The organism is Chondromyces crocatus (assembly GCF_001189295.1).
GTDB classification, from domain to species: domain Bacteria; phylum Myxococcota_A; class Polyangia; order Polyangiales; family Polyangiaceae; genus Chondromyces; species Chondromyces crocatus.
On record NZ_CP012159.1, the window covers coordinates 2000156 to 2013978 of the forward strand.

The following is a 13823-nucleotide window of genomic DNA, read 5'->3' on the forward strand; positions in this document are numbered from 1 at the left end:
TCCCGCGAGCCCTGAGCCACCACGGACACGAAAAAGCCCCGCACGTCGTCCATACGCACCGTGGACGACATGCGGGGCGGGTATCGCGTTCGCCTCGCGCTTCAGCTCATGGCCGACGCGCCCTGCTCCTTCGCGATCTGCTCCTTCAGCGCCTCCAGCTCGGCCATCGCGGCGGCGGCCCGCTTCTCGGCCTCCACCACCTTCAGCCGACGCTCTTCGAGCTGCGCCTCTTGCTGCGCCTGCCGCTGCTGGTCCTGCTTCGACTTCATCTCGGCGAGCCGCGCCTCCAGCCGGTCGAGCTTCGCCTTCTGCCGCGCCACCAGCCGCTCCATCCCCGCGATCGTGGGCGTGCGCGCCGAGGGCCCGTGCTGGAAGAACCGCTCCGCGTAGCTCGACGTCAGCTTCCGGCCCGGCGTCGCGTGGATGATCTCCCCGATCCGCCCGAACGCCAGCTTCCGCTGACCGTTCACCCGATCGACGAACGCCTTGCGCGCGCCCCGCTCGAACACGTCGAGCCGCTGCTGCGCCACCGTCTGCGCGTCCACGACCTCGTCGGCCCTCTGGATGATCGGCGCGAGCCGCACCCCGATCTCGGCGAGCACCGCGCTGCCTTGATCCGCGAGCAACGCGACCCAGGTGCGCATCGTCTCGAGCTGCTCCCCGAGCACCGGCCGCTTCAGCGCGCTCGGGCTCTGACCCGAGTAGAACTGCCGGTAGAGCGGGTGCTGGTAGTTGTTCTCGGCGAGCGCGAGCACCGCGACCTTCACCTCGTCGCTGATGGCGTTCAGCTCATCGTCGACGGGGTAGGCGCGCGCGTCGGCCGCCTTGACGGCATCGTGTCGGCTCACCTCCTGCGCCCGCACTTGCAACAGATCCTGGCGGAGTTGCGTGAACGCTGCGGTCAGGTGCAGCGTGAGCGGGTCGGCAGCGGTGCTGATTTCGGTCTGAGCGAGCTGGCCATCGATCTCGTCGAGTTCCTCGTCGAGACCGATCGTCTTTAATTGGTTCATGGCGGAAAAATACGCACATGAGCCTGTCTGTCGAGTGCAGAAACCTCCGCCGAAGGCAGAATGGTGCGAGAGGGTGAGATGATGTCGCTCCGTTCCGCGCGCTCGGAGGTGCCTCTCCCGGTGTGAACGCTCACAGCAGGAAATCGGCGGGGTCGCGTGACGAGAGCGCTGCGAGGTGGTGGCGACCTGTCTGGGGCTGCGCGGGGGACTCGTCCGCGGCGGGAGGAGGCGAAGGCAAGTGCGATCCAGGGCTGGATGGCGGGTCGGTGGCGGAGCGAAGTTGCGATCCAGGGCTGGATGGCGGGTCGGTGGCGGAGTGAAGTTGCGATCCAGGGCTGGATGGCGGGTCGGTGGCGGAGCGAAGTTGCGATCCAGGGCTGGATGGCGGGTCGGTGGCGGAGCGAAGTTGCGATCCAGGGGTGGATGGCAGGTCGGTGGCGGAGCGAAGTTGCGATCCAGGGGTGGATGGCGGGTTGGTGGCGGAGTGAGGTTGCGATCCAGGGGTGGATGGCGGGTCGGTGGCGGGGCGACGTTGCGATCCAGGGGTGGGGGACACGTGGACGACGGACAGCGACGACCGGCCGGCGCTGGCGACAGGAGTGATCCATCACGGTAAGGCCCCGCGACGACGGGCAGGTGCGCGCGATCGAGATGACCAGCCGCCGTGCGCGCGGCGATGACGGCTGCCAATCCGCGACCGCCTCAGCGAGCGATGGCGCTGATCTGCTGCGCTACCGGCAGCGCAGGAGGCGGTTGTTGTCGGTGACCTGGGGTGTGCAGGTCATGTTGGCGGCGTCGTAGATGCAGCGACCGAAGGGTCCACTCTGGCCGCAGTTCAGCGGGGTGAGGAACACGTTGTTCGACGTGCCGGAGCAGGCGCTCGAGCAGTCGACCGTCGGGAACTCGCGGTTCTCCAGCCCGTCGCAGTTGTAGTCGAAGCCGCCCGAGAGGCGCGGGATCACGTGCCACACGGTCGCGCCGCCGTACACGCGCTCATCCGCGTCGTCGCAGTCGTCGCCGACGAAGCCGGGGCAGTACGGGACGAGGTGGCCGTCGCCATCGTCGTCGCAGTCGAGGCCACCGCAGGCGAGGGAGAGGACGCCGTCACCGTCGCGATCGCACTCGGGCGCCACACCGCCCACGCCGCCCATGCCGCCGTCGCCCCCCATGCCGCCGAGGCCTCCTTGACCGCCGATGCCGCCCGCGCCGCCGAGGCCTCCACCGCTTCCTCCCATGCCGCCGTCGCCGCCGGCCGTGGTCGTTCCGCCTCCCTCGCCGCCGGACCCGCCCTGGCTGCTGGTGGAGGTGGTGGTGTCGCCGGGCCGCGGTCCGCCGATCTTGTCGAAGTCGTCGAAGCCGAGCACGAAGCCGCAGGCGCCGAGCAGCGATGCACTCGTCATCGCGAGCAGCGTCGTCCACGCCGGCGCGGTGGCTGCGCGAGCGCGTGAGGGGGAAGAGGGCACGGCAGGCGAGGTCGCTGCGGGCGTGTGGGCAGGCGAAGCGTTCGCGGCGGGCGTGGTCGCCGTGCGCTGGGGGCGCGTCGGGCGAGGAGCGCGAGGTTGCATCAGAACGTCCCTTTCACGCTCGCGAAGCCGAGGCCTGCGGTCACTTGCAGGCCGGTCTGGGTGGTGGGGCTCGGGCGCTGCATGTCCCAGATCAAGAGGCCGAGGCCTGCGGCGGCTGCCGCGCCGCCGAGGAGGAAGCTCACCGTGGAGACGGTGGTGAGGGTCTGCGCGGCGTCGTAGGTGGCCGAGGCGTCGTCGTAGCAGCTGCCGGAAGGGCAGGTCGACTTGAGCTGGCCGACGCGATCCGCGGCCATGGCGCCAGTGATGGCGCCGGCGCCGATGCCCACGGCCGAGGCCGCGAACAGGACGGTGGTGGGGACGAGGAAGCGGCGCGTGGAGGGCGGCTCGGCAGGCGGTGGGGAAGGCTCCGCGGGAGGCTGCGGCGCGCTGGCGATCGGTGCGCCGGGCTGCGCGCCAGGTTGCGCAGCGGGCTGCGTGCCGGGCTGGAGGACGAGGGTGAGCTGCGTGGTCTTGCCCTCGCGGAGGTCGACCATCTGGGTGGTCGGGGTGCGGCCAGGTGCCCAGGCAGTGATGGCGTGGTTGCCCGGGTCGTGGAGGACGGGGACGTCGTGCGGCGCGGGCTTGCCGTCGATGAAGACCTGGGCTTCGCCAGGGGCGGCGCCGGTGATCTTGATCTGGATGGTGGGGATGCGCGGGAGCAAGGCGTCGAGCTCCTTGTCGGCCGCGGTCTGGGCGTCGAAGAACGCCTGCGGGGCGTAGTCGGCGAGCTTCTCTTCGAGGACGCGCTGGTAGTGGGTGCGGGCCTCGCGCAGGTGGCCGAGCTTGAGGTGGGCGCGCGCCATCATGAGCAGGACGGTGGGGGCGCGGAACTGTTCGTCGGCCTTGCGGAAGGCGATGAGGGCCTCCTCGTACTTGCCGGCGTCGTAGAGGGCCTGGCCTCGGTCCGCAGAAGCTGCGGCGGCGGTCTGGGCAGGGGTGCGCGGCTGCTGCGCGCCCTGCGCTGGGCGTGGGGGGGGTCGCGCAGGGGATGCGGGCGGCGCGGGTGACGCGGGTGACGCGGGTGACGCGGGTTGCGTGGTGGCCGGTGGCCTGGGGGCGGAGCTGGGCGATCGCTGCGCGTGCGCGGGGGTCGCGGGGAGGGCCGCGAGCAAGGGGAGCGCGAGGCAAGGCCACAGGGGTCGAGGGAAGGTACGCATGGGAGGCGGCGCGGCTCGCTCCAGAGGAGGCGCTCCAGGATGGGCGCGGTGGAGGGGCGCGTGGTCAGGCTAGCGGACGGGTGGGTGGCGAATCCAGAAGGGAGGCGATCTCGAACCTGACGAGACGCGAAGTGTGGAAAAGGGGCTGCTGGGAGTGTCCATCAGCGGCAAGTGGGTCCGCGCTCGGGGAGGACTCGAAGGGGCAAACTCGTTCGAGATCCGCTTTTGCGCGACGTGTCGAAGGACGGTTGGGGCCAGGGGCACTGCCGAGGACGGAGGACGACAGCGCAAAGAGGGCGAGGCCGCACCACGAGAACTGGGTGCCGGCTGATTACTCACAGCGGCTCCCGATGCAGGTCGCGCCGTCGTCACACTGACTGTTGGACGAGCAGGTTGTGTGACAGGCGCCTGTGTTGCACGTGTAGTTGAGGCATTCGGCGTCGGGATCGGTGTCGGTCAGGACGTTGCCACAGGTGCCGTTGAGTCCGGAGCCCTTCTTGGCGGCGGAGCATGTTCGGCATGCCTCACCGCATGGCTCGTTGCAGCAGACTCCGTCGACGCAGTGGCCAGTCGCGCATTCGCCCCCAACAGCAGCCGAGCAAGGCTGCCCCTGAAGCTTCTGCGGTATGCACTCGTTGATTGCGTTGCAGTAGGCGCCGGCCGTGCAGTCGGCGAGCGTGGTGCAAGACGCTCGGCAGGCCCTTCCCTGCGCGTCACATCTGTAGCTACCGCAGAGCTGTGCCCCACCGATCACACACTCGCCATACCCATCACACTGGTCGGGGTGGATGGCCTCGCCACCTTGACACGATGCGAGCGCACCACACGGCGTGCCTGCAAGGTAGAGGCGGCACGCGCCTGCGCCGTCGCAGGTGCCATCCTTCTTGCAGCCCAGCGAGCCCTTGTCTTCGCAGTCGGCATGAGGGTCCAGTCCGGGAGCCGTGTTGGTGCAGGTGCCGTCGACGCCAATATCGTTGGTGGCTGCGCTGCAAGCCTGGCAGGTGGTCGTGCAGGCGGTGTCACAGCAGACCCCATCGACGCAGAAGCCGCTTCCGCACTGGGTTGGGATGCTGCATGGCGACCCGAGCGCCAAACTGGCACCACCCGTACCACCTTGGCCTGCGGTGCCCTCCTGGCCTCCACCGCTGGTGGAGGTGCCCCCCAAACCGCCAGGGGTTCCCCGCGGAGCGTCGCCATCGATGCGCTCGTAGTCCGAGAGCCCGGAGATGAGCCCGCAGCCTGCCGCAGCAAGGAGACCCATCGATAAAACTGCGTGGTGAATCGTCATGCGCATGCTCTTTCCTTTCCGTCGACGAGCAACACGACATGCAATGCCATCGTGTTGCACGCGGAAGGATGAGCTTACGAAAGCCGTGCGCTCGAGAAGCGAGATGTCGTGAGGTGACTGCCCTTGCACGATGGCAAGCGATGACCCAAACAGGCGTGGGGGGTGTCGCTGCATCTGTGGGGCAGCGCTGGATAGATGAACGACGCCGTGAGAAGCGAGGGCTTCCCTGCGGCGTCACTCAGTTGGGAACGCAGGCGTTGCTGGTGCAGGTGTAGTTGACGACGCACTGGGTGCTGCCGGAGCAGGTCGTGCGGCAGGCGCCACCAGAACATGTGAAGCCGTTGCACTCGGCGTCGGGATCGGTGTTGATGGCGACGTTGCCGCAGGTGCCGTTGGAGCCAGTGCCCTTCTTTGCCGTGGAGCAAGCCCGGCACTCGCCGTCGCAGGCGTCGTTGCAGCAGTATCCATCGACGCAGTAGCCCGAGGCGCACTCGCCTTCGAGCCCCGCCGTGCAGGCCTGGTTGATGCCTGTCTTCTGTGCGACGCACTCGTTCTGCGCATTGCAGTAGAAGCCCGTGGCGCAGTCGGCGATGGTGGTGCAGGAGCTGAGGCAGGACATGCCTGTCGGATCGCAGGCGTAGCTGCCACAGCTCTCGGTCCCACCGATGAGGCAGGTGCCCGCACCGTCGCATTGATCGGGCGAGGTCTGCACGCCGCTGTCACAACCCGCCGTCTCACCGCAGGAGCTACCCGTGGGGTAGAGCCGGCAGGAGCCCGCTCCATCGCAGGTGCCATCCCTGCCGCAGGTCGTCTGGTCTTCGCTCTCGCAGTCGTTGTGCGGATCCTGGTTGTCGGCGGCGTTGCCGCAGGTGCCGTCCTCGCCAGCGCCCTTCGCGGTTGCGCTGCAAGCCTGGCAGGTGGCGTTGCAGGCGGTGTCGCAGCAGACGCCGTCGACGCAGAAGCCGCTCTGGCACTGGCTGGCGGTGCCGCAGGGCTCACCGACTTCGAGGTTGGTGCCGCCTTGACCGGCGGTGCCGCCCTGGCCGCCGCCGGTCGTGGTGGCGTCACCACCGCTGCCGCCCGAACCCCCGGAGGGCGTGCTGGGTGCATCCCCACGGAGCCGCTCGTAGTCCGAGAGCCCGGAGAGGAGCCCGCAGCCTCCCGCGGTAACGAGAACCATCGTGAGAACCGCTCGGTGAACCATCACGCGCATGCTCCTTCCTCCCCGCTGGAGGACAACACGATGCGTAGGAGCGATCGTGTCACACGGGCATGGACGAGCCTACGAGCGTCGTGCGCTCGTAAGCCGACGGATTGCGACGTTCAATTTCGGTGAATGATGGCAAACGACGACTCCGGCAGGGAGAACCCGGCGTCGTTGCAGCTGCAGGGCGGTGATCGATGGGATGAACGACGCCGAGAGAAGCGAGGGCTTCCCTGCGGCGTCACTCAGTTGGGAACGCAGGCGTTGCTGGTGCAGGTGTAGTCGACGGCGCATTGGGCGCTGCCGGAGCAGGTCGTGCGACAGGCGCCGCCGCTACAGGTGTAGCCGTTGCACTCGGTGTCGGGATCGGTGTTGGTCAGGACGTTGCCGCAGGTGCCGTTGGGACCGGAGCCCTTCTTCGTGTTGGAGCAAGCCCTGCACTCCCCATCGCAAGCACTGTTGCAGCAGTACCCGTCGACGCAGTAGCCGGTAGTGCATTCGCCTTCGATGCCACCCGTGCAAGGTTGGCCCTGAGGGCGCTGAGTCGCGCACTCGTTGGACGAGTTGCAGTAGTTCCCTGCTGCACAGTCCTCGATGGCCGTGCAGGTGGTCAGGCAGGACATGCCCGTGCTGTCACAGGTATAGCTACCGCAGAGCAGCGTACCGCCGATGACGCACTGGCCGTCACCATCGCACTGGTCAGGGAAGGTCTGCTCGCCGCTGTCGCAGCCGGCGGTGGCGCCACAGGACGTCCCCGCCTGGAAGAGACGGCAAGCGCCATCGCCGTTGCAGGTGCCATCCCGGCCGCAGGTCGTCTGGTCTTCGTTTTCGCAGTCGTTGTGGGGATCCTGGCCCGCGGCGGCGTTGCCGCAGGTGCCGTCTTCGCCAGCGCCCTTCGCGGTTGCGCTGCAAGCCTGGCAGGTGGCGTTGCAGGCGGTCTCGCAGCAGACGCCGTCGACGCAGAAGCCGCTCTGGCACTGGCTGGCGGTGCCGCAGGGCTCACCGGTCTCGAGGTTGGTGCCGCCCTGGCCGCCTTGACCGGCGGTGCCGCCTTGGCCGCCGCCGGTCGTGGTGGAGTCTCCACCGCTGCCACCCGCACCGCCCTGGGCCGTGAGTCCCGAGCCGTCCGGGATCAAGGATCGATCGGGGGCGGCGATGAGCTCACAGCCGGTGGTCGAGGCGAAGGCCGCCCCGAGAAAGAGCGTCAGAGCGATGGGGGTGTGCCAGCGCCTCATGGTGGGGTTCCTCTCAGAAGGTGAAGCGGGCTGCGGCGCCGCCGCCGGTGGGGGTCGCGTACGGGGTCGCGATCCAGTTGCGCTTCTTCGAGGGCTTGGTGGTGAGGCCGGTGGTGGTGGCCGGGGCGTCGTCGCGGCTGAGGAGCAGCACGGCGCCGGTGACACCGAAGGTGATCGCCACGGCGAACGACATGTCGGAGATCAGGGCGTTGCGATCCACCGCGTCGGCGTTGTCGACGGTCGGGTTGTCGTCGAACTCGCTCTTGGCGCTGAGGGCCATGGCGCCGAAGATCGTGCCGACGACCGCGCCTGCACCCGCGAGGCCGAGCGTGACGTACGCCGGGATCGGCGAGCGGGGCTCGGAGGGCGGGGGCGGGGGCGGGCCGATCGGCTCGGGCGACGGGGGCACCTCGGCGATCGGGGCGGGGGGCGGCGGCGGCGGGGGCGCCTCGGTCAGCGTGACGCCGAGCTCGCGGTTCTCGGCGAAGGCCACGTCGACCTCTTGCGTCGACTCGACGAAGCCGTCGGCGGAGACCTTGATGACGTGCTTGCCAGGCGTGAGCGCGAGCTCGGTGCCCGCTTGCTGCACGTCGTCGACCAGGATCTTGACGTTGGGCGCGGTCTCCGGAGCGACGGCGACCTTGACCTTGGCAGGGGTCTTCTTCAGCTCGTCGATGCGGCCCTGGGCCGACGCGATCTGATCCTTGAACTTCTCGGGGTCGGGCTGCGCGTCGAGGTACGCCTGGTACGCCGCGACGGCCTCGCTCACGTTGCCGAGCTTGTCGAGGCTCTGCGCGACCTTGAGCTTGGGCGGCGCGCCGGGAACCAGCTCGTCGGCCTCGCGGTAGAGCGGCAGCGCGCCCGCGAAATCACCCTTCTCGTACTTCGCCTCGGCCTCCTTGTAGGCCTTCTTGGCGCCGTCCTTCTTCTGCTTCTCGGTGAGCGGCTTCTTCGGCTTCTCGGGAGCTGCAGCAGGTGCCGGCGCAACGGGTGCGGGGCCGCCCGGCTTCGCGGGAGCGAGATCGCTGGGCGTCGCGGGGGCAAGGCCTCCAGGAGGAGGCGCCGCGGGCTTGGCGCCAGTGGCGGGCTGGGCCATCGCAGAGCCCAGCGCCAAAAGCCCTGACAGCACTGCCGCTGAAGTGGACGTCATCAGTCGGCTCGATCGTGAACGCATACCCCAGGTCCTCCTCGCGGATTGCTAACTCGCGTGTGGGCTCACGAAACCCCCGAAACGCGGACGATGCAAGGGTTTTCGCGTCCAGGTCGTCCACTGTCGGTGGCCGGGTCCCGAGGGGGGCGCCGGTCATTCTCCACGACGACTGGAATCTGCTGAACGGGAGGCGAGGGGCGTGGTGTCCGGAGGGGGGGCGCCCGGGCCAGAGGGAGGGGTCGAGAGCGAGGGGTCTGCGTTCGCGGTGTCGGTGATCGGGGCCTGGATCTCGATGTCTGCGACCTCGGACGCGGTGTCTGTTTCGGTCGCGGTGCTCTCCATCGGGGCCGTGCGCTTATCGAACCAGTCCGCGGGCGTGTGCTTATCGAACCAGTCTGGAAAGCGGAGGCGCGCCTCGATGGCGAAGCCCTCGACGGCGGCGCGCATGCGGGCCATGCGCTCCTCGCCGCGAGGGAGCGCGGCACGGGCCTGGCGGAGCGCGTCGAGGTAGCGGGCGAAGCGGGGGTCGGAAAAGAGGGTCGTGAGGTCTTCGCGGATGCGGCGTGCGGTGGAAGGGCTCACGCCGTCGGTGCCGAAGGCCATGGTGAGGCCGGAGACGCGGGCGACCGCCAGGTTCGCAAAGGTGGAAAACTCGGGGCGATCGAGGGTGCAGACGAGGCGGCCTTCGGCGGCGAGGCGCTGGTGCAAGCGCCGGGAGAGGTCGTCGTCGAAGGGGGCGAGGAAGACGATGGCGCGTCCGTCGAGATCGGTGTCCTGAAAGGGGCGGCGGTGCAAGGTGAGGCGGCCTCGGGCGGCGGCCTCGGCGATCGTCTCGTGGACGGAGCCCGGGGCGATGACGGTGACGCGGGCGCCAGCGGCGAGAAGGCGCTCGGCGGTCTGCGGGGCTTCGCCGTGCGCGCCGAGGATCAAGGCGTCGCGGTCGCGGAGGTCGAGGGCGATGGGGAAGCGCTGCATGATGCTCGATGGATGGAGGAGGGTTACTTGCGTGGCGCCGGGGCAGGTGGCGGAGGTGGTGGTGGCGGCGGTGGATCCGGGGGGAGGAAGGGGGCGGTCCGGAAGGTGATGCGTCGGTCGGCGCTGTCGATGCGGGTGACGAAGAGGCCGACGAAGGATCCGAAGAGGGCGTCGCCCGGGCCGATGGCGTTGGCGCCGTTCGGGCGGGTGACCCAGCGGGTGATGCGGTCGAGGGTCTCGGCGCTGACGGGGTTCACCTCGACGAGGGCGGCGATGAAGTAGCGGGCGCCGTCACGGAGGAGGGAGCGCTCGATCACCGGGAGCTTGCGGGTCTCGGCGCAGTTGCGGAGCACGCCTTCGACGTTGACGGCGACGGTGCTGAGCTGTCCGCCGGACTGGGTGAGCTGGATGCGGAAGACTTCGTCCCAGAGGTCGTAGACGACGCGGCAGGTGCGGGCGGCGAGGGCGATGGGGTCGCCGCCGGCCTCGCGGAAGAGGTAGCCGCGGAAGGAGATGACGGTGGGCAGGCCGCTGAGGAGCTTCTTCGAGATCTCGGCGTCGACGACGTCGCGGAAGTTGGTGCCGAGGTGGACGAGGGTGGTGTCGATGCCGATGCTGGCGGCGCGGACGGGGAGGGCGCTCGGCGTGGTGGGGATCGTGGCGGGCGGGGTCTGGGCGTGCGCGCGCGTCGCGGCGAGCTGGGCGCTGGTGAGCGCTGCCGCGGCGAGGAGCGTCGCACGGAGCTGGGTCATCGGCCGGCCCCGGTGCGTGAGGGCAAGAGGCCGATGAGGTTGGAGAAGGCGAGGGTGACGCCGCCGACGCTGGTGTCGATGCGGAGGCCGAGGTTGCCGGTGAGGTCGACGGGGGCGCGGGCGAAGCCGGTGTAGCCGCTGGGGGGCTGGCTGAGATCGCGGGCGCTGGCGACGCTGTAGATGCCGAGGGTGGCGAAGAGGTCGATGCCGTAGATGGAGCCGCGGCCGGTGTAGACGGGGATGCGGTACTCGCCTTCGAGGCGCGCGGCGAAGTCGCCGTAGCGGACCTCGACGATGTCGGTGCCGAGGAGGTTCGGGGGTTTGCGGCGATCGGGGGCGAGGTCGAGGACGCGATCGGGGAGGAGGTCGGTGAAGTCACCGACGTAGAACTTCTCGAAGAAGGGCGCCTTGCCCGCGATGGCGCCGGCGAAGGCTTCGAGGCGCAGGACGTGGCGCGCCCAGGGGAGGCGGAGCCAGTGCGCGGCGCCGAGCTCGATGCGGGCGAAGCCGTAGTCGCTGCCGAGCGGGGGGAGGCCGGCGGTGATGCTGGCGGAGGCGTAGGTGCCGCGGGTGGCGAGGAACGGGGCGTCGCGGGTGTCGTAGGTGAAGGCGGTGCGCAGCGTGGAGAGGACGGTGGTGCCCGGGAGGATGTCGAAGTCGAGGGGCTCGCGGGTCTGGCCGCGCAGGTGGGAGGCGACGGTGGGGACGACGGCGTCGATCTGTTCGAGGTGGTAGTCGAGGGAGAACCAGGAGGAGATGCCGAGGTCGTGGCCGGTGCCGAGGGTGGCACCGAAGCGCTTGTAGGAGACGACGGCGTAGCGGGTGACCTCTCTCTGTTCGAGCAAGGGAGACTCGAATGAGACGTCGCGGCTGCCGAAAAAGTCGCGGGCGTCGTTGTAGAGCAGGGTCGCGGCGGCGGACCAGCCGGTGCCGCCGAGCGAGGGATCGAGGAAGCGGGTGCGCAGGGCGAGCTGGTCGGCGGCGAGGCCGATGCCCGCACCGAGGGTGATGCCGGTGCCGGCGAGGTTGGTCTCGGCGACCTGGACGCCGGTGAAGGCGGACTGCGGTCGGGCGTTGCCAGCGGTGTCTTCGTCGGCCGCGAGGGAGAGCCAGAAATTCTGGACGACGAAGGTGTTGCGCTCGACGACGTCGATGACGAGGCGGGCGGCGCCGCGGGCCGAGCCCTTGAGCAGGGAGAGGTCGACGGAGGAGAAGAAGCCGGTGCCGAGGAGGCGGTAGCGGGTGAGTTCGATCTCGGGGTCGTCGACGTCGAGCACGTCGCCCGCGCGGAAGCGGACGTAGCGGAGGAGGACGCGCTCGGCGGTGCGGGTGTTGCCGCGGATCTCGATGCCTTCGAGGTGGTAGCGGAGCCGGGTCTTCTCGGTGGAGGTCGGCGGGCCGAGGGAGGTCGATGGCGTGAGCGAAGGCGGCGATGCGAGCGAGGGCGCCTGCGTGGAAGCGCCAGGTGGAACCTGCGCGGCAGCACCTGAGGAGGTCAGGGCGGCGAGGAGCGCGCAGGTGAACGGGAGGCGCGGGCGAGAAGGCACGGGGGAGACGATACCGAGGGATGGGCGGCCTGGCCTCGAGGCTGGCCGCGCAGGGTCACTGGATGACAGGGATGTACTGCGGGATGACGAAGTACACGAGCTTGATGCCGTCCTTGCCTCCGAGGAGCTGTCCCGTGGGGGTGACGACGCGGATCACGGCGCGGAGCACGGTGAGGGTGCCCGGGCGCAAGGTGGTGTTCGCGGCGTGGACGCGGAAGGAGACCTGGGTGTTGCCGCGGACGCCGCGGAAGGTGGTGTCGTCCAGGCTGGTGTAGGGGAGGGGAGGCGCCGAGACGGGGATGGGTCGGACCGCGGTGATGAGCTGGGAGGCGTTGAAGGGGCCCTGGCCCGGTTCGAGTTCGGGGTTCTGGAAGGCGGGGTCGATGATGCCGTCGCCGTTGCAGTCGACGCCGCCGGCGCACTCGTAGGTTCTGCGGGTGGTGGTGACGTTGTTGAGGCCTGCGCCGGCGAGGCGGCCGAGGAGGCGGACGACTTCGCTGGAGACCTCGCCCGAGCTGACGTCGGAGGAGGCGACGAGGGGGCGATCGATGCCGCCGGAGAGGGACTCGTGCCAGAGGCTGTTGGTCTGGGTGGCGAGGTCGACGAGGTCGAGGCGGGCGATGTTGGGGGTGCCGGTGTCGACGGGGACGCCGACGATCTTGGCGTCGAGGGCCTTGATGGCGGCGATGGTCTCGGCGTAGGTGCGGGCGCCGCTGGCGAGGGAGGGGTTGTACGCGCGCTGGGCGACGGGGCCGTTGTGGAACGGGGCGTCGGTGACGAGGACGAAGATGGGGAGCGCGCCTGGTCGGAAGCAAGGGGCGCCGCGCATGGCGAGGTCGGCGCAGGCGTACGGGGTCTCGGCGTTCCAGATGCCGCCGCCGGTGAGGTTGTAAGGCTGGTTGGTGGCCGCCATCCAGAGGGCCTGGGTGGCCGCTTCGGGGGCGTCTCCACCACCCGAGGCGGTGAGGCTGGCGAGGATGGAGGTGACGTTCGGGGGCGGCTGGTACGCGCCGCCGTTCAGCACGGGGGCAGCGACGTGGCCGGTGACGGGCTGGCCGTTGAGGGTGAAGCGGTGGCGGTAGACGGTGTCGCCGGGTTGTCCGTACGGCGCCCAGGGGACGTCGCCGAAGGCGCCAACGCCGATCCAGGCGTCGCTGATCGGGGGGATCGGGGGGACGGCGCTGGGGTTGCCGTTCAGGAGGGCGGGGAGGACCTCGTTGCTGAGCGACTGCTTGAGGTCGTCGATGGCGGGGCCCATCGTGTTGGTGGTGTCGACGAGGAAGTAGATGTCGGCGCGCTCGATGCCCGTGGCGAAGGAGAAGTCGCGGGTCTGTTCGCCGCCCTCGTAGGGGAGGACGAAGTAGAGGCCCGGATCCTGGGGGACGGAGGCAGGGTTGGTCGGGTCGGTGCCGGCGGCGAGTTCGATGAGGTCGATGACGCCGTCGCCATCGCAGTCGACGAGGACGCGGCAGCGGCCGTCGCCAACCTTGGCTTCCTCGGCGTCGGGGACGCCGTCGTTGTCGCTGTCGAGGTCGCGGAGATCGGGGATGCCGTCGCCGTCGGTGTCGGCGAGGGGATCGCAGAAGGTGGTGCGGGTGCGGCCCGGGGAGGCGATGGGGAGGAGGGGGTTCGCAGCTTCCTCGGCGTCGGGGACGCCATCGCCGTCGCTGTCGAGGTCGGTGTAGTCGGGGGTGCCGTCGTCGTCGGTGTCGGTGCTGGGGGCGAGTTCGAGGAGGTCGGAGACGAAGTCGCCGTCGGTGTCGGTGGCGTCGTCGCAGTCGGTCGAGGGCTGGAGGATCACGCCTCCGGAGCCGCCGTCTCCGCCGTAGCCGCCGCCTCCGGGCGGGGCGGCGGAGTTGGGAGCGCAGGCGGCCTGGAAGGTGGCAGCGGCTGCGAGAAGGAAGATCGTCGTGGCAGCAGAAGCGCGGAGCCGCATCGCG

General features: G+C 69.9%; 11 protein-coding genes. All 11 read right to left on the minus strand.

The window, feature by feature from the left end:
* Positions 1-101 precede the first annotated feature (101 nt).
* Positions 102-1010, minus strand: a complete 909-nt coding sequence (locus tag CMC5_RS07495) for a hypothetical protein (RefSeq protein ID WP_050429760.1) — start codon at positions 1008-1010, stop codon at positions 102-104.
* Positions 1011-1741: 731 nt separating this feature from the next.
* Positions 1742-2410 carry a hypothetical protein gene (locus CMC5_RS46410; protein WP_156338327.1) on the minus strand — a complete coding sequence of 223 codons (669 nt, stop codon included), beginning with the start codon at positions 2408-2410 and terminating at the stop codon, positions 1742-1744.
* Between the two features lie 164 nt (positions 2411-2574).
* Positions 2575-3732: a hypothetical protein gene (locus tag CMC5_RS07505; protein ID WP_050429762.1), complete on the minus strand. Its 1158-nt coding sequence runs from the start codon at positions 3730-3732 to the stop codon at positions 2575-2577.
* 331 nt (positions 3733-4063) lie between these two features.
* Positions 4064-4993 (minus strand): hypothetical protein, encoded by a 930-nt coding sequence (locus tag CMC5_RS07510; protein WP_050429763.1) that lies wholly within the window; start codon positions 4991-4993, stop codon positions 4064-4066.
* Positions 4994-5258: 265 nt separating this feature from the next.
* Positions 5259-6200, minus strand: a complete 942-nt coding sequence (locus CMC5_RS07515) for a hypothetical protein (RefSeq protein WP_156338329.1) — start codon at positions 6198-6200, stop codon at positions 5259-5261.
* Positions 6201-6469: 269 nt separating this feature from the next.
* Positions 6470-7459, minus strand: coding sequence for a hypothetical protein (locus tag CMC5_RS07520; protein WP_050429765.1), 990 nt, complete (start codon positions 7457-7459; stop codon positions 6470-6472).
* Positions 7460-7472: 13 nt separating this feature from the next.
* Positions 7473-8609 (minus strand): tetratricopeptide repeat protein, encoded by a 1137-nt coding sequence (locus CMC5_RS07525; RefSeq protein ID WP_245678338.1) that lies wholly within the window; start codon positions 8607-8609, stop codon positions 7473-7475.
* Between the two features lie 153 nt (positions 8610-8762).
* Entirely contained in the window at positions 8763-9584 is an 822-nt protein-coding gene (locus CMC5_RS07530) for a precorrin-2 dehydrogenase/sirohydrochlorin ferrochelatase family protein (RefSeq protein WP_063796235.1), read from the minus strand.
* 23 nt (positions 9585-9607) lie between these two features.
* Positions 9608-10336, minus strand: coding sequence for a hypothetical protein (locus tag CMC5_RS07535; protein WP_050429767.1), 729 nt, complete (start codon positions 10334-10336; stop codon positions 9608-9610).
* Positions 10333-11883 carry a BamA/TamA family outer membrane protein gene (locus tag CMC5_RS07540; protein ID WP_082362310.1) on the minus strand — a complete coding sequence of 517 codons (1551 nt, stop codon included), beginning with the start codon at positions 11881-11883 and terminating at the stop codon, positions 10333-10335. The genes CMC5_RS07535 and CMC5_RS07540 overlap by 4 nt, the downstream gene beginning before the upstream one ends.
* A gap of 55 nt (positions 11884-11938) precedes the next feature.
* A complete protein-coding gene (locus CMC5_RS48375; protein ID WP_050429768.1) occupies positions 11939-13819 on the minus strand; it encodes a hypothetical protein in 1881 nt (626 codons plus the stop codon).
* Between the last annotated feature and the right edge of the window lie 4 nt (positions 13820-13823).

Excerpts from the sequence above, each read along its gene's own strand:
- CMC5_RS07505 (WP_050429762.1), bottom strand. The coding sequence starts at position 3,732 with ATGCGTACCTTCCCTCGACCCCTGTGGCCTTGCCTCGCGCTCCCCTTG.
- CMC5_RS07495 (WP_050429760.1), bottom strand. The coding sequence starts at position 1,010 with ATGAACCAATTAAAGACGATCGGTCTCGACGAGGAACTCGACGAGATC.
- CMC5_RS07525 (WP_245678338.1), bottom strand. The coding sequence starts at position 8,609 with ATGACGTCCACTTCAGCGGCAGTGCTGTCAGGGCTTTTGGCGCTGGGC.
- CMC5_RS07535 (WP_050429767.1), bottom strand. The coding sequence starts at position 10,336 with ATGACCCAGCTCCGTGCGACGCTCCTCGCCGCGGCAGCGCTCACCAGC.
- CMC5_RS07520 (WP_050429765.1), bottom strand. The coding sequence starts at position 7,459 with ATGAGGCGCTGGCACACCCCCATCGCTCTGACGCTCTTTCTCGGGGCG.
- CMC5_RS07510 (WP_050429763.1), bottom strand. The coding sequence starts at position 4,993 with ATGGGTCTCCTTGCTGCGGCAGGCTGCGGGCTCATCTCCGGGCTCTCG.
- CMC5_RS48375 (WP_050429768.1), bottom strand. The coding sequence starts at position 13,819 with ATGCGGCTCCGCGCTTCTGCTGCCACGACGATCTTCCTTCTCGCAGCC.
- CMC5_RS46410 (WP_156338327.1), bottom strand. The coding sequence starts at position 2,410 with ATGACGAGTGCATCGCTGCTCGGCGCCTGCGGCTTCGTGCTCGGCTTC.
- CMC5_RS07515 (WP_156338329.1), bottom strand. The coding sequence starts at position 6,200 with ATGGTTCTCGTTACCGCGGGAGGCTGCGGGCTCCTCTCCGGGCTCTCG.
- CMC5_RS07530 (WP_063796235.1), bottom strand. The coding sequence starts at position 9,584 with ATGCAGCGCTTCCCCATCGCCCTCGACCTCCGCGACCGCGACGCCTTG.